This is a genomic window from uncultured Duncaniella sp., assembly GCF_910577345.1.
GTDB lineage: Bacteria > Bacteroidota > Bacteroidia > Bacteroidales > Muribaculaceae > Duncaniella.
The window spans coordinates 1-14673 of record NZ_CAJTMT010000016.1; the positions used below are offsets into that span (position 1 = coordinate 1).

The window sequence follows — 14673 nt, forward strand, 5'->3', positions numbered from 1 at the left end:
GTGGGAAAGTAGATAACCGCCCCCTCTACCGACCGGAGCTGAAATGCGAAAGCATTTCAGCTCCGGTCTTTTTTTTGTATCCGGCCAAATCTTTTGTATCCACCCCGGCCCTTGCAGGATCCCCCTCCGGTGTCTGTGCCAAAAGAGGTGGCAAATTGATTTATGCGCAGCAAACCGAATTTTATTAATGCTCACTCACTAACTTTCACCTTCTTTATACGGACGAAAAAGTCTTATTTACCGCGTTTTGTTTGAGGTTACATATTTTTATTGTAATTTTGCATGGAAATGACTATTTTAGCCATTCTATATTTACCCTTAAAAAGAAATTTAACCTCGCATACATGGAACTCACTGCGTCACAACTCGCGGCTATTGTCAACGGAACGGTTGAAGGTGATGAAAATGTAAAAGTCAGCACATTTGCCCGAATTGAAGAGGGCCACCCCGGCGCTCTGTCATTCTTGGCTAATCCCAAATACACCCATCATATCTATTCCACAGATTCATCAGTAGTGCTGGTGAAACGTGATTTCGTAGCCGAGCATCCTGTCAAGGCTACCTTGATTCGTGTGGATGACCCATACGCGACTGTCGCTCATCTTTTGGAAATGGTTACGCAGATGACCAAGGTCGAGAAGGTGGGCATTGAATCGCCTGCTTTCATTTCTGAAGGTGTGGAAGTGCCTGAGGATGCCTACGTCGGAGCTTTCGCTTATATCGGCAAGGGTGTGAAGCTCGCACCCGGTGTGAAAATCTATCCGCAGACATACGTCGGCGACGGATGTGAGATTGGCGAAGGCACTATTCTCTACGCAGGTGTGAAGATTTATCAAGGCTGTAAGGTCGGCAAGCGTTGCATCATCCATTCGGGTGCTGTCATCGGTGCCGACGGTTTTGGTTTTGCCCCCGTCGACGGCGGATATGAGAAGATACCCCAGACCGGCAATGTCGAGATTGAGGACGATGTCGAAATTGGAGCCAACACCACTATCGACCGTGCGATGATGGGTGCGACACGCATCTGCAAGGGTGTGAAGCTCGACAATCTTATCCAGATTGCCCACAACTGTTCGGTTGGTGCTAACACTGTCATGGCTGCACAGGTCGGGGTCGCAGGTTCTGCAAAAATCGGTGCGCAGTGCATGGTCGGAGGCCAGGTCGGCTTCGTTGGCCATATTTCCGTTGCCGACGGAACCCAGATTGGTGCCCAGAGCGGTGTCAGCAAGGCTACCAAGCCCGGAGAACGTGTGATGGGCTCGCCTGCCGTCGATATGGGTGAGTATGCGCGAGGTCTTGTATATGTCAAGAAGCTCGGATCGCTCTATGACCGCGTGAAGGAGCTTGAAAAAAAGATAAAATAAGCCAACATTATAAGTGAATATGAACCAGAAGACATTAAACGGCGAGTTTACCCTCACCGGCAAGGGCCTTCATACAGGCCTTGAAATTACAGCACGCTTCCTCCCCGCGCCTGAGAATCATGGCTACAAGTTCAAGCGTGTCGATCTTGAGGGAGAGCCTGTGATTGATGCTCTCGCCGAGAATGTCGTTGCCACAAACCGTGGCACCGTCATTGCAAAAGGTGACGCAAAAGTGTCGACAATCGAACATGCCATGGCTGCTCTCTACGCTGCCGGAGTCGACAACGTGCTCATCGAAGTAAATGCCCCGGAACTTCCCATCCTTGACGGCAGCGCGCGCTTCTATTGCGAAGAGATTGCGCGCGTGGGACTTCAGGACCAGAAAGCTGACAAGGATTTCTTCTATATCAAATCAAAAATCGAGGTCCGCGACGAAGCTACCGGTTCGTCAATCCTCGTGCTTCCCGACGACGAATTCTCGGCTGATGTGAAGATTGATTTCAATTCGGTTGTGCTCAACAATCAGTTCGCAACCCTCGATACGATGGATCACTTCGGCGACGAAATCGCTTCGTGTCGCACATTCGTCTTCGTGCGAGAGATCGAACCTCTCGTAAAGGGCAATCTCATCAAGGGTGGTGACCTCGACAATGCAATCGTCATTTACGACACCCCCATGGAGCAGACCGAGCTTGACCGTCTGGCAGATCTCATGAATGTTCCCCGCAAGGACGTGAGCGAATTCGGCTATATCAATGATTCGCCTCTCACCTACGAGAACGAGCCGGCCCGCCATAAGCTTCTCGATCTCATCGGCGACATCGCCCTTATCGGCCGTCCCCTCAAGGGCCGCGTCATCGCAACCCGCCCCGGTCACTCCATCAACACCACCTTCGCCAAGAAAATCCGTCGCGAAATCAAGCATCAGGAAGTGCAGGCTCCCGTCTATAATCCTAACAAGGAGCCGCTGATGGACAACAACCGCATCCGCGAACTCATCCCCCACCGCTATCCCTTCCTTCTCGTCGACAAAATCATCGAGAAGGGTACAAACTATATCGTCGGTGTGAAGAACATCACTGCCAACGAACCCTTCTTCCAGGGCCACTTCCCTCAGGAGCCTGTGCTCCCCGGTGTGCTTCAGGTCGAGGCTATGGCACAGACCGGTGGTCTGCTTGTGCTCAGCGGCCTTGACGAACCTGAACGCTATTCGACCTACTTCATGAAGATTGACAACGTGAAGTTCCGTCAGAAAGTGGTTCCCGGCGACACCCTGATTTTCCACGTATCGTTCATGACTGAGCTGCGTCGCGGCTGTGCCATGATGAAGGGCTACGCTTTCGTCGGTGAGAAGATTGTCACCGAATGTGAGTTCATGGCCCAGATTATCAAGAATAAATAACAATAAGACATGAAACAACCTTTAGCATACGTCCATCCCGCTGCCAAGATTCATCCCAGCGTGGTGATTGATCCTTTTGTGACCATTGACCAGAACGTTGAGATTGGCGAGGGCACACGCATCGGCTCCAATGTTACAATCATGGAAGGTGCGCGTATCGGCAAAAACTGTACAATTTTCCCCGGTGCCGTGATTTCCGGTCCTCCTCAGGACCTCAAGTTCCGTGGCGAGGAATCTGTTGCCATCATCGGCGACAACACCGTAATCCGCGAATGTGTGACCATCCATCGCGGTACTGCTTCCAAGGGCAAGACCGTGGTCGGCAGCAACTGTCTCATCATGGCTTACTGCCATGTGGCCCACGACTGCGTGGTCGGTGACAACGTGATTATGTCCAACGCCGTGCAGTGTGCCGGTGAAGTCGTTATCGACGATTTCGCTGTCATCGGTGGCGGTGCTCTCATCCATCAATTCTGTCACATCGGTCCTCATGTGATGCTCCAGGGGGGTGCGCTTGTCAACAAGGACATTCCTCCTTACGTCAAGGCCGGTCGCGAGCCTATCGCCTACGCCGGTGTCAACTCCATCGGCCTCCGTCGTCGCGGTTTCTCCAACGAAACCATCCGCGACATTCAGGAGACTTACCGTTACCTCTACCTTTCGGGACTCAACAACTCCGATGCCGTAGAGCGTATCGAAGCCGAACTGCCTGCCACCAAGGAGCGCGATGAAATCATCCTCTTCGTGCGCAACTCGAAGCGTGGCATCGTCCGCGGTTATGTCTAAATAGCCGTTCCCTTTCCTCCCGACCGGTGCTTTCCGGACGTGTTCCGGGCTTCACCTGTCTCTCTCCGTTTCAATCTCTACCTCACAAACATAAAGATTCCCCATGAGACATACAGTCTCTCTGATAATGCTATTGGGCGCTTCGGCTTCCACCCTTACGGTGGCCGAAGTGCCCTTTAACGGTAAAAGCGGTGAGGCTCTGCTGCAGGGTGTGGCCGCCGCCTCTCGTCCGGTCACAGTGGCTGACAAAAGTAAACTTGACTTCAATATGAGAGATGAGTTTTCCGGTACTGACATCGCGGTATGCGCCGGGAAACTTCCCGACGGTTATTCATGGAATTGCCTTGTGCCGTCGGAATGGTGGGACAATTCGAAGAACACATACGGTGCGATGGTCAGCGGTGACATTTACAATCTTCTTCCGCTCACAGACGGGACGGCGCGCAACCGCCGGGAGTTGGTCCCGGGCACGGTCACGACCCCAGTGTTCTCTAATCAATGGTGGAGCGCCGGACAGGGAATCATCTACGGTGTGGAGACCGACCTCTATTCACCACCGGAGGCTCTGCGAGGGGAGTTGGCAAGAGCTTTCTTCTACATGGCTGCCGTCTATCATGTTTCGCTATGGACTCCGCGTGGCTTTGTGATGATGACCACCAAAGCTTACCCCGGATTGACCGACTATGCCCTTAGCCTCCTGCTTGACTGGCACAGAACATATCCTGCGTCCCAACAGGAGCGCGAGAAGAATGAGAGGGGCGAGGCTTTGCAAGGCAACCGGAATCCATTTGTCGACTATCCGGAACTGGCTGAATACATCTGGGGTACGCATAAGGACGACAGTTTCATTGTCGAAGGTGAACCACAGCCATTGCGTTCGACCTACAGTCTGGCCACCGATCGTGTCGACCTCTATTCTCCGGAAGTGCCTGCTGACGCGGAGTGGATGATTGACGGACTCCCTACAGCTTCAACCTCAGTTCCTGCGACTGATTTAGGCAAAGGGAAGCATCGGCTTTCCTACACGTCGCGTTCGACCGGTGAAAAAGGCATCGTGTTAATCAAAATTCTTGACAGATGAGAGGGATTGGTAATATAAAGGCTGTAGTTGTGTATTTGGCGCGCTATTTCCGTCGTCCGATGGTGCTTTGCCTGCTCCTTGCAGGGCTTTGTCTCAGCGGGTGTGACAGAGGTTCTGACAATGTGCGCCGTGAGCCCGAAAAGGAGGAGAATGGCGGGCGCGATGACGACAAACCGACTCCTCCCGGCGAAGAGAATCGTCCGGGGCCATCGGACAAGGATTATGATTTCACATCTGAGTTGCCCGATGCGTGTGTGCGTTACAAGGGGAGTGGATTGACTCTCCGTTTCGACCGTGGAGGTGTGCTTGCCAAGGTTCATGCTGATGGCCGTCGTGAGCTCATCGATCTTGACGGAGGGGAGCGTGTGGAGTTCACACCCGCCGACATTCAGCCCGATTCGCTTATTCCTGAGGCTCGTTTGGCTGTCAATGGGTCAGCCGTAAGACTCAAAAGCGTGAGGATGAAAAAACAGACCGCCGAAGCGGTCTGGTATCATGCGGTCGACGAGGATGATAAGAACCATATCCTCGTTCTGCCGTAATATGTTTGTCCGGGAATGTCGCGATCCGGATACAGAATGTAGGCCGGTGGGCTACTTCTGCATCATTCGGGCCATAGTGACCTTGTCCTCGCGTTCCTTGATTGACTGTCGCTTGTCGTATTCCTTCTTACCGCGTGCCACTCCGATGACGAGTTTTGCCAGTCCGCGGTCGTTGATGAAGAGTCGGAGGGGTATGATGGTGAATCCGGTCTCCTTGCCGTTCTTTTCGAGTTTGGCAATCTCCTTCTTGTTGAGCAGGAGCTTGCGGTCGCGTCGGGCGACGTGGTTGTTGTATGTGCCGTAGAAATATTCGGCGATATACATGTTCTTGACCCAAACTTCACCCTTATCGACATAGCAGAATGTGTCGGCAAGCGAGGCTTTGCCTTGACGTATCGACTTTATCTCAGTACCGGTCAGCACTATACCTGCCGTGAAAGTATCACCTATGGCATAGTCGTAGGTGGCGCGTTTGTTTTTTATATTTATATCTTTTGAAATCATAGTTTTTAGGGGGGAGAGTTGTGAGTTTTTAGTTTTTAGTTGTGAGTTGAGAGTTGGGGGGAGTTGTGGGTTTTGAGTTGAGAGTTGTCAGTTTTAGGTCTGACCGGTTCAGGCTTATAAGTTACCGGGACTGTCCACCAATCACCAATACCCACTTTATACTTAGTCCTTAACCCTTGATACTTAGAGCACGCAGTGCTCTCTCATCCTATCACGAGGGAGAAGAGGAAATAGAAGAGATATGGCGGCATGAGGACACCGAGAATGGCGATTATCATGAAAATGCCTATCCGTTCAGGCTTCACTCCCATGTAGGTGCAACCTTTCCATTCGATAAGTGCCACATAGAACGGCAGGAAGAAAAGCATGGCGGAAGTGATGGGGAGGACGTTGATAATGAACGAAATCAGCGCGAGAAGTCCGAGCGTGTAGAGGACAAACGTATGGGCTTTCTTCTCGTTGTAGCGTTTTTCGAGGGTAGGCTCCGCGAAGAGCGAGAGGGCAAAGACCCCGAAGAAATAGGCCACGAAGTAGACAAGGAAAGTCACTATCATCCTCATGAAAAGCACGAGGAAATCAACGTGGTGGTAGACCCCCTGCATGTAGACGCTGACAGCCGTCAGAGCGATCAGCGGATAGTAGCCGTTGACTGCTATGTCGCGCGTCGGATCATCAGCCTTGCCTATATCCTCCCATCCGTTGCCCGGTGAGAGAATCAGTTGAAAGAGATGTTTGAGATAGCGCTTCATAATAGTGTGGTTGACAATGGTTTGACCGGTCATGAATGTCAATTTCTTGCCTGACACTAATGACCGAAAGGACACCGGCGTTGGTTGCCGAATGAATTAATAACAACTAAACCCGCAAAACAGGGGCTAAAACTCTGCAAAATTACACAGAATCCGCGAAAACACCGGCACCCTGACCCAAGAAAAATCAATCCCCATCAAAAATGCACTCTAATTGATACAAAAGTCCAAAAGGGCATAAGAAACAGAAGAGCTTATTGGACAGTTGATTGATAGACACAACCATATAGCCTAAAGCACCCCTTCCTCCCGCATAAAGTCAGTTATATCCTCCATCAGATAGCGGGCACTGAAAGTATGGAGGACGTCGTATGATGGGACTATATAGTTGTAGAGTATTCCTGACTCATGGAGCCGGCGGTACACTTCGGTCTGCGGCATCTTAAGATGGTCAGAGAGCTTGCTGATGCAGTAGGTGACAAATTCAAGAGTTTTCTTATCCATGTAGGTCTGATTTTCTTTTATGTCAAGAGCGGATTTTGTAATCGTAAAACGCTTGGGACAGCAGATAGGAAACTTTCAAAATTGCTTCCAACTGTCGGCTTATATCATTTAGTTATTTTTATCAGGCCATTTCCATTCTGACCTTGTCAATTACAAAGTTATGAAGAAAATTTGAGATTGGCACTTGACATGTTTATAAACATATTGACACTGACCTTATTTTGCAGATTTGCGATTGTTTAAAGAGGCATATTGAGAAAAATCATATTTTCTTAATATGCCCCATACATCAATAACAAACTTTTTATTATCTTTGCATTGAATCAGAAATTCAGCGCATGGAGTTGCGTGTAATTTGATTCAACATTTTAATAAAAAAGGTGTTATTGAAATTTTATCTTCGGTTTCTCAAACTTGGTCGTCTGAAGAACTGCATGAAGGTGAGATTGGCAATAGCACCTGCATCGACTGCTTATATCCGTCTGCTAAAGTGGACGCTATATAGCTGTATCGGTGTGGGGCTATTGTTTTATCCATGCAGTAGGTAGACCAAGACCTGAGAACCGGATAAAACAAGATACATTCCTCACACCTTTTTTCATGTCAAAACTTGAACAATTGACTCTTGGGGGATGGAGAATATCTGAGTGGCAGCTATGTATTTTATAAACTATGTCAAAGATAAAAAACTATTCGAAGAGATAGCACCGAATGTATATGGTTTGAAAAGAAATGGAATCAACTTTTCTACCAGAATATATAAGTATATTGATTTATCTGCACTTATAGATATTGGAAATGGGAATTTTAAGGTGCAACGGCGAATGGATTTTAGCGACAGGCATGAATCTACTGTTGGTATGCTAAGAGAATTTTATTCTGAAAATGATGATGAAAATTATAAGAAAAGCGACGAGCGTAATTTAAATGAGATACTAAAAAAGCAATCGGCAGAATTCCTTACAACGTGTTTTACAAAACGTAGTAGCGAACTTCATGCAATGTGGAAGGCCTTTACTTCCGGTTATACGGGAGTGCGCATTTCTACAACCATCGGACAGATAGTTGAAAGCATGAAACTCGATGGTTATAATTTATATATCGGAACTGTAAAATATGAAAAAGTGGTTTGGAGATATGATGTAGTGAGGGATATGTTTACGAAAAACCCATGTTACAGCCCTGAAAAAGAGCTCCGTATTTACATCTTGCCTAAGAATGGTGAGCTACCAAAAGAAGCAGTCAATTTAAAGGTTGACTCCGAAAAATTAATTACAGGGATAACATTGTCTCCATTCATACCACAACCAATCCATATACCGATTCGGAATATGCTGTCCAAACGTTTTCCAAACGCAAATATTCAGGGTTCAACAATAAGCGAAAAACCAATTAAATAATAAAAAACAATCATTATGAAATTTAAATTTTTACTGTGCATGGCATTGGCCATGTCGTTGTTCTCTTGTTCAAAAAATGATGAACCGGGCAATGGAAATCAGAGTGACAACAATTCAAAAGTAACAATCAATGCAAACGGTACGACATCTACTGGAGTGTCGTTCTCGTCAATTGATGAAACATCATTTTATCTTGACTATGTGAAGTACAAGATCGTTGATTCCCATCTTGAAATTGTGGGTTATGATCCAATTGAGATTGGCTCAATAGTCACACCTTATGCTACAGTAGTGTTAAATGGCACTTCATATAATACAAGAGTGGTAGGAAAACAAGCGTTTTATGATTGTGAAAATATGACAGAGATTAATCTGCCTAATACAATAACCACGATTGATGACTGGTACGCCTTTGGCTCCTGTATAAATTTGAAAAAAATAAGTTGGCCAAAAGAATTGGTTCGGATAGGAGATCATGCTTTTTCCAGATGTACTTCGTTAATGCAAATAGTTATACCTGGTACAGTTAAAGAAATACGAGGTTCAGCATTTTATGAATGTGATTCATTAACAGATATTTATGTGTCAGGAATGCCAAAATGTCAGTTTACAGTTATTTCAGGACAATTAGTTAGTTCCGTATTTACTTCATATACAGCTACTCTTCATGTGACAAAAGAAAATTACGAGTGGATAAAACAGGCTGCAGTTTGGTCCAATTTTGAAAATATAGTTGCGGACTATAATCCATAAATTAACATAAGAGATAAAATTTAAAGTATTGAATGTATGAATAAATTATTTATCCTGTCCATATTTTTAATGTGGAATGTATTTTATGCATTTGCAGGTTCGGTAATTAACCTTAGTGAGAAGCATATAGCGAACAGTTATATAATTTCAGAAATTGGCGATTATTGTTTTGCTGTAGATGATTACCCTGAAGCTGCTGATGCATTTATACTGTGGAACGAGCTTGGTGAAAAGGATATCGTTGACGTGAAATTATCTGACGGTACGGTATACTTCACGAAAACATTCTTTCAGAAAGGGAATGCCATGATAAGTATTGTGGATAAAAGCAATACTATATTATGGTCATGGCATATATGGTCGACTGACCGACCGAAATGTTATGAAAAGGATGGATATAACGTAATGGATAGGAACTTGGGTGCGACAAATGCAAATCCCTATAGCGTGGATTCATACGGGTTAAGTTATACTCCGGGTTGTCCATTTCCATTTCCCGGTCCGAAGTATTCTGATTACATTATAACCTCCACTCCCTCAGTTCCTGACGGTTGGTATGTTGCACCCGGATATGGCTTTTATAAGGAATCAAAAATGCCAACTCCTGCAAATCCGATGATGTTGTGTTCGCATCGTGATAAGTATGGTAACTCTGTTTATTTTAGAATAGGCTATAACCCATTCCCAACCACATATTATGTTCCTACTATTAAAGATATGGTCGCTGTATTGGGATATGAGCCGATTGTGAGAGGAGGAGTTCTGCATACAGATTTTGGTTTGTCATTACCGGCTATATATGACGGGAAGGCAAATGAAACACAAGGATTTTATCTATGCGCCGGGGTCTACAATACCACTGCTGTTGATACGCATTGCATATATTTTACGGATGACTTGTTGAAAACGACATACTGTGAAGGTGCCGCATTGATGCCGTTGCGTGGTTTCATGAAAATAGTAGAAGTTGATAAGCTCATGCTCCAGCCTACTTTTAAAATGATGAAAATAGGGGAAAGTATTTATTTGGAAGCGAAATTTACCCCTTCTGATGTCTATGATAAGAGTTTGGAATGGAGATCTTCTGATGAAAATATAGTAGTTGTTAAAGACGGTATGGTGACCGCTGTTGGTATTGGACATGCGTTTGTCACAGCAATAGCATCCAATGGAAAAACTGCCACATGTGAGTTTCTGGTGGATGCTCAGAAAATCAATAGAATTGAAGTAGATCCGGCTGAAGTGTGTGCATTGGAGGGCAGCTCCATTCAATTGACGGCAATAGTATATCCTGAAAACGCCACAGATAAAAGAGTTGCATGGTATTCGTCTGACACATCTGTTGCTGTTGTTGATGGAAACGGGATGTTGAAAATCGTTGGCAGTGGTGATGCAGTCATTGAAGCAAGAGCATTGGATGATAGTAAAGTTATCGGAGAGTGTCGTGTGTCCGGCTACTCCGGAATAGAGGATGTCTTGCTTGATACCAAAAACGACTGGAACCTATATACAGTAACCGGAATCCTCTTAGGTTCAGGAATAAACTCTGAAGATTTGAATCGTTTACCACGAGGAATGTATATATTGCGCAGTAATAAAAAGGCAATAAAAGTTATATTGGGAAATAATTAAAGTTTATTCTAAAACAGGATTGATGGTATGGTACTATGAATTCGTAATAGTTCAAAGTTCCATGCCATCATTTTTCTTTAAATGATTGTCGGGTAGAGATTCGCTGTTTTGATATGGGAAATTTACAGAGTTATTGACAATGTTAATAACTTTTTGAAATGTAAATAACTTTATAATTACGGTGTGTATCAATGGTATATGGTATAAATGTTGATAAAGTGGGTGGGTTTGTTGATAAAAATGTTAATAACTTTTTGTTGAAATGTTTTGGAGAATTGGAAAAAGTTCGTACCTTTGCAATCGCAAAAGCAAAAGAATCTTATCCAAAAGATTTGATGGCGAGATAGCTCAGTTGGTTAGAGCGTCGGATTCATAACCCGGAGGTCCCGAGTTCAATTCTCGGTCTCGCTACAAAAGAAAATCGGTCACACTCACGCGAGTATGACCGTTTTTTCTTTGAAATTCGAAAAAGAATTCGTAATTTTGCCCCGCAAAATCAGTCGGCCGATGCCGGAGGTGTGTCCCCAGTGGTGGCGCGCGCAGGCGAAGCGGTTGATTTTCAACAATATTATTAACTAAAACCAATTAATCAAAAAACCACAATGATCATCGTACAAGTAAAAGAAGGTGAGAACATCGAGAAGGCACTTAAGAAATTCAAGCGCAAATTTGAAAAAACCGGCATCGTTCGCGAGCTCCGTTCACGTCAGGCTTTCCAGAAGCCCTCTGTGACCAACCGCAAGAAGATGATGAAGGCTGTCTACGTTCAGCAGCTCCGCGCCAACGAGGAATAATCGTCGCCCATCCCGCATCAACCGGATTTTTCAAATCAATCGAAAGGAGGCAGTTTATCCCCCGGACATCACCCGAATTTATTTGATAACAATACACGCTATAATGGCGATGAGGATTGGCATCAGCCTTTCCTCATCGCTATTGTTGTTATGGGAATGCCGGTGCCCCCTGTAGGGACGCTTTTCAAAGCGTCCGCGTCCTGATAGAAAATGGCGTGTTGTGATGAATAAATGGCGTGCCGTAACGAATAAATGGCGTCCCGTGATGAATAAAAGGTGTGTCATGATGAATATTTTAAACGATCGGTTGGGGCTGTGGAGCCGGTTTTGGTGGTGTGGTTTTGATTTTATTCGATTTTTTGATGTATTTTTGTGGCGGACGCTTTGAAAAGCGTCCCTACAGGTGTGGTTCCGTTTCCCGGGAATCAGACAGCTCGGAATAATAAAATGAGGATGCTGACATACATATCGGTGCTGTTTCTTGCCGTTCTGACGGTGGGATGTGGCGGTGTGTCGCTTCCGAAGGAGGATATTTTCAGTTGTGAGGGTTTTGAGATATACCCCGACAGCATTGTGAGGGGCAACAGAATCTATCGTGCGGTGTCGCCACGGGAGATAAGCAATGCATGGACGCTCCCTGACAGCACGACAGTTGCTCCCGAGTTCACCTCGACGCTTCCGATGGCCGATGCGCTGTTTGCTAAAGCCGTTATATCCCCCTCATTCCTCACCCCCGAAGAAATATGGCTCAGCCTCGGATTCCTCCGCCCGGAGGAGTCGATGCAGGCGTTGCGCTCGCTGGCATCGCTCCCCGCGAACGATAACGAGGACTTCCCTTATTCCACCCTCTCGCCCTATTGGGCTGCAGCCGCGTGGGAGGTCTATTGTGCCACAGGGTCACGGACATGGCTGCGCGAAGCTTACGATGCGTTGACCCGGATGCTCTCGCGGCAATGGAAGCTCAACCGCTCGGCTCTCTCGGAATTCTATTGCGGAATACCGCGCGGAGTCACCGAACAGTCGACTTTCTATCCTGCTTCGATGGATGAGATGTCGCGTTTCCAGACCTTCAGTGCGTCCGTCAACATCATGCGCGCCTATTCGCTCAGAATCGCCTCACGGATGGCCGGCGAACTGAAGCTCTATGCCGAGCGCGAGTGGGAAATGGAAGCTGATAAGCTTGCCGGAGCTGTCAACGACCGCCTTTGGCTCCCCGACCTCCAGCGCTACGGACAGTATCTCTATGGCGACTACTATCCCATAGTATCCTCGGTGACCGACAACGAAGCCAACGTCCTTGCCGCATTGACGGGGACGGCTACACCTGAGATGTCGGCTGCAATGGTCGGCGAGCTTCCGCTGATTGCAAGCGGTGTACCGTCGGTCTACCCCTACGTCGTAAATCCGACCCCTCTGCGCCCGATTGTGCAGGCACTCTATGGGCTTTCGGCTGCAAAGGTGCGCAACCCGCGCGCTTTCATCCACTCGATGGCTTCCGTGTGGAATCTCTCGCTCGATGCGAATTATCCCTCACTGTGGCCGTCGCTCGTAATGAAAGGTCTTTTCGGGATTGAGGCTACCCCCTCCGGGCTTGAATTCCGGCCTATGGTGCCGGAGGTGTTCGGCGGAGAGAAGCAGCTCCGTGGATTGCGTTACCGCGACGCGGTTCTTGACATATCTCTCAACGGAACGGGCGACCGCATAGCCTCATTCATGGTCGACTCCGTCAGCACCGACAGCCACAGTCTCCCCGCCGGGATGAAGGGATATCACAAAGTGGTCATCACACTCTCCGGCAACGACCTCAACGCCAAACCGCTGAGGATTTTCGAACCTGTCACAGTCCCACCCACTCCCGAGGTGAAATGGCCAACGGCCAACGACATGAAGATTGTCGGCTATGACCGTCTCCTCCACTATGATATTTATCTTGACGGGGTGATGACCCAATCAATCTCCACCGACAACTATCATGTAAGGCCGGGGGAATGTGGGGTTGTCACGGTTGTCCCTACGCTCGAACGCGGGTCGAGCGGCTACGCCACGCCCCCGCATGTCTGTCTGCCTGACGATGAGGTAATCAGCATTCACGCCTCGTCCATCACCCCGCGCCGTCCGCCGTTACATTTCATAAAGGATCCGGCTACTGCCACAAACTACATCGAGCTTGCTGCCCGCCACAACACACGCATCACGTGCTATGTCAATGTCGCCGTCGAGGGTGACTATTTTATCACCGTAGGCTACAGCAACGGCTCCGAACGCTGCGGAATCCGTACGCTCGGTGTCAACGGTGTCGATGTCGCTACACTGCTCTTCCCCCCGCGCCGTCTAAACGACTGGGTGCATGTCTATCCGTCGACCACTTCAGTCATCCATCTCAACGAGGGGGTCAACAAGCTGTGGCTCACATACGTCGGCGGCACCATCCTCTTCAATAAACTAACTCTTCTGAAACGTTCATGAAAACGATAGGCATACTTTCCGACACTCATTCATGCTGGGACGACCGCTATGCAGTCCACTTCAAGGATTGCGATGAGATATGGCACGCAGGCGATGTCGGCGACATCGACATCATCCGTCGGCTTGAAGGAGTAGCCCCGGTCGTAAGGGCCGTGCGTGGCAATATCGACCACGGCGACGTGTGCCGCCGCTGTAAAGAGGTGGAATGTTTTGAAGTAGAGGGTGTCAGGGTCTGGATGACCCACATCGGGGGCTATCCCGGGAAATATGCACCCGGAGTGAAACGCATCCTCGCCGAAAACCGCGTTAATCTGATGGTCTGCGGACATTCCCACATACTGAAAGTTATACCCGACCATGAGCTCGGTATGCTGCATGTCAATCCGGGGGCGGCCGGTTACCACGGATGGCAGAAAGTACGCACCCTTCTCCGCCTCACCATTGACAACGGCCATGTCACCGGTCTCGAAGTCATCGAACTCGGGAAAAAATCGGGTTGATCCGAAAAACTGTTTATATGTGATGAGAAGATAGGTACAAAAGAACAAAACAGGCAGAAGTAACAAAAGTATAATTTGCTTGATAATAAACCTTTTGTATCTTCTGCCCCTATGTCTTTATGTACCTTTTTCGGATATATAAACAAAAAAATATCCGTCAGGCCATTTCTGAGGGGGACTCCCTTGCAGTTTTTCC

At 47.6% G+C, this 14673-nt stretch carries 15 protein-coding genes and 1 tRNA gene; 13 read left to right on the forward strand and 3 right to left on the reverse strand.

The features are described 5' to 3' along the window. The 6 genes from QZ310_RS08285 to QZ310_RS08310 all read left to right on the forward strand — a co-directional run. The coding region (locus QZ310_RS08285; RefSeq protein WP_297072038.1) for a hypothetical protein at positions 1-188 on the forward strand (188 nt) is incomplete at its 5' end. Positions 189-344: 156 nt separating this feature from the next. Then, positions 345-1364, forward strand: a complete 1020-nt coding sequence (lpxD, locus tag QZ310_RS08290; protein WP_297072039.1) for a UDP-3-O-(3-hydroxymyristoyl)glucosamine N-acyltransferase — start codon at positions 345-347, stop codon at positions 1362-1364. A 19-nt stretch (positions 1365-1383) separates the two neighbouring features. Then, positions 1384-2766, forward strand: a complete 1383-nt coding sequence (locus QZ310_RS08295; RefSeq protein ID WP_297072040.1) for a bifunctional UDP-3-O-[3-hydroxymyristoyl] N-acetylglucosamine deacetylase/3-hydroxyacyl-ACP dehydratase — start codon at positions 1384-1386, stop codon at positions 2764-2766. A gap of 9 nt (positions 2767-2775) precedes the next feature. After that, positions 2776-3552, forward strand: a complete 777-nt coding sequence (gene lpxA / locus QZ310_RS08300; RefSeq protein ID WP_297072041.1) for an acyl-ACP--UDP-N-acetylglucosamine O-acyltransferase — start codon at positions 2776-2778, stop codon at positions 3550-3552. A 103-nt stretch (positions 3553-3655) separates the two neighbouring features. Continuing rightward, the gene (locus QZ310_RS08305) at positions 3656-4633 is read left to right on the forward strand and encodes an endonuclease (RefSeq protein ID WP_297072042.1); all 978 of its coding nucleotides are present in this window, start codon (positions 3656-3658) and stop codon (positions 4631-4633) included. Next, on the forward strand, positions 4630-5175 hold the full coding sequence (locus tag QZ310_RS08310; protein ID WP_297072043.1) for a hypothetical protein: 546 nt from the start codon (positions 4630-4632) through the stop codon (positions 5173-5175). The genes QZ310_RS08305 and QZ310_RS08310 overlap by 4 nt, the downstream gene beginning before the upstream one ends. 51 nt (positions 5176-5226) lie before the next feature. Here the strand turns inward: QZ310_RS08310 and smpB are convergent, their stop codons facing one another. The 3 genes from smpB to QZ310_RS08325 form a co-directional block, all read right to left on the reverse strand. Next, complete coding sequence (gene smpB / locus QZ310_RS08315) at positions 5227-5679, reverse strand: SsrA-binding protein SmpB (protein WP_297072044.1); 453 nt, start codon at positions 5677-5679, stop codon at positions 5227-5229. 203 nt (positions 5680-5882) lie between these two features. Continuing rightward, the gene (locus tag QZ310_RS08320) at positions 5883-6428 is read right to left on the reverse strand and encodes a hypothetical protein (protein WP_297072045.1); all 546 of its coding nucleotides are present in this window, start codon (positions 6426-6428) and stop codon (positions 5883-5885) included. Between the two features lie 291 nt (positions 6429-6719). Next, on the reverse strand, positions 6720-6932 hold the full coding sequence (locus QZ310_RS08325) for a DUF3791 domain-containing protein (protein ID WP_297072046.1): 213 nt from the start codon (positions 6930-6932) through the stop codon (positions 6720-6722). Positions 6933-7588: 656 nt separating this feature from the next. On the opposite strand from QZ310_RS08325, the gene QZ310_RS08330 reads away from it, so the two are divergent. The 7 genes from QZ310_RS08330 (at position 7589) to QZ310_RS08360 (ending at position 14477) form a co-directional block, all read left to right on the forward strand. Next, on the forward strand, positions 7589-8332 hold the full coding sequence (locus tag QZ310_RS08330; RefSeq protein WP_297072047.1) for a hypothetical protein: 744 nt from the start codon (positions 7589-7591) through the stop codon (positions 8330-8332). Positions 8333-8347: 15 nt separating this feature from the next. Then, on the forward strand, positions 8348-9085 hold the full coding sequence (locus QZ310_RS08335) for a leucine-rich repeat domain-containing protein (protein ID WP_297072048.1): 738 nt from the start codon (positions 8348-8350) through the stop codon (positions 9083-9085). Positions 9086-9121: 36 nt separating this feature from the next. After that, complete coding sequence (locus QZ310_RS08340; RefSeq protein WP_297072049.1) at positions 9122-10717, forward strand: Ig-like domain-containing protein; 1596 nt, start codon at positions 9122-9124, stop codon at positions 10715-10717. A 337-nt stretch (positions 10718-11054) separates the two neighbouring features. Further along, positions 11055-11128: transfer RNA gene (locus QZ310_RS08345), tRNA-Met, on the forward strand. 191 nt (positions 11129-11319) lie between these two features. Then, positions 11320-11511, forward strand: a complete 192-nt coding sequence (gene rpsU / locus QZ310_RS08350; RefSeq protein WP_107032413.1) for a 30S ribosomal protein S21 — start codon at positions 11320-11322, stop codon at positions 11509-11511. A 453-nt stretch (positions 11512-11964) separates the two neighbouring features. Beyond that, complete coding sequence (locus QZ310_RS08355; RefSeq protein ID WP_297072050.1) at positions 11965-13977, forward strand: hypothetical protein; 2013 nt, start codon at positions 11965-11967, stop codon at positions 13975-13977. After that, positions 13974-14477, forward strand: a complete 504-nt coding sequence (locus tag QZ310_RS08360; protein ID WP_297072051.1) for a metallophosphoesterase family protein — start codon at positions 13974-13976, stop codon at positions 14475-14477. Before QZ310_RS08355 ends, QZ310_RS08360 begins: the two co-directional genes overlap by 4 nt. The last annotated feature ends 196 nt before the right edge of the window (positions 14478-14673 follow it).

Coding starts and splice junctions, on each gene's coding strand:
- lpxD (WP_297072039.1), top strand. CDS start 345: ATGGAACTCACTGCGTCACAACTCGCGGCTATTGTCAACGGAACGGTT.
- QZ310_RS08295 (WP_297072040.1), top strand. CDS start 1,384: ATGAACCAGAAGACATTAAACGGCGAGTTTACCCTCACCGGCAAGGGC.
- lpxA (WP_297072041.1), top strand. CDS start 2,776: ATGAAACAACCTTTAGCATACGTCCATCCCGCTGCCAAGATTCATCCC.
- QZ310_RS08305 (WP_297072042.1), top strand. CDS start 3,656: ATGAGACATACAGTCTCTCTGATAATGCTATTGGGCGCTTCGGCTTCC.
- QZ310_RS08310 (WP_297072043.1), top strand. CDS start 4,630: ATGAGAGGGATTGGTAATATAAAGGCTGTAGTTGTGTATTTGGCGCGC.
- smpB (WP_297072044.1), bottom strand. CDS start 5,679: ATGATTTCAAAAGATATAAATATAAAAAACAAACGCGCCACCTACGAC.
- QZ310_RS08320 (WP_297072045.1), bottom strand. CDS start 6,428: ATGAAGCGCTATCTCAAACATCTCTTTCAACTGATTCTCTCACCGGGC.
- QZ310_RS08325 (WP_297072046.1), bottom strand. CDS start 6,932: ATGGATAAGAAAACTCTTGAATTTGTCACCTACTGCATCAGCAAGCTC.
- QZ310_RS08330 (WP_297072047.1), top strand. CDS start 7,589: ATGTATTTTATAAACTATGTCAAAGATAAAAAACTATTCGAAGAGATA.
- QZ310_RS08335 (WP_297072048.1), top strand. CDS start 8,348: ATGAAATTTAAATTTTTACTGTGCATGGCATTGGCCATGTCGTTGTTC.
- QZ310_RS08340 (WP_297072049.1), top strand. CDS start 9,122: ATGAATAAATTATTTATCCTGTCCATATTTTTAATGTGGAATGTATTT.
- rpsU (WP_107032413.1), top strand. CDS start 11,320: ATGATCATCGTACAAGTAAAAGAAGGTGAGAACATCGAGAAGGCACTT.
- QZ310_RS08355 (WP_297072050.1), top strand. CDS start 11,965: ATGCTGACATACATATCGGTGCTGTTTCTTGCCGTTCTGACGGTGGGA.
- QZ310_RS08360 (WP_297072051.1), top strand. CDS start 13,974: ATGAAAACGATAGGCATACTTTCCGACACTCATTCATGCTGGGACGAC.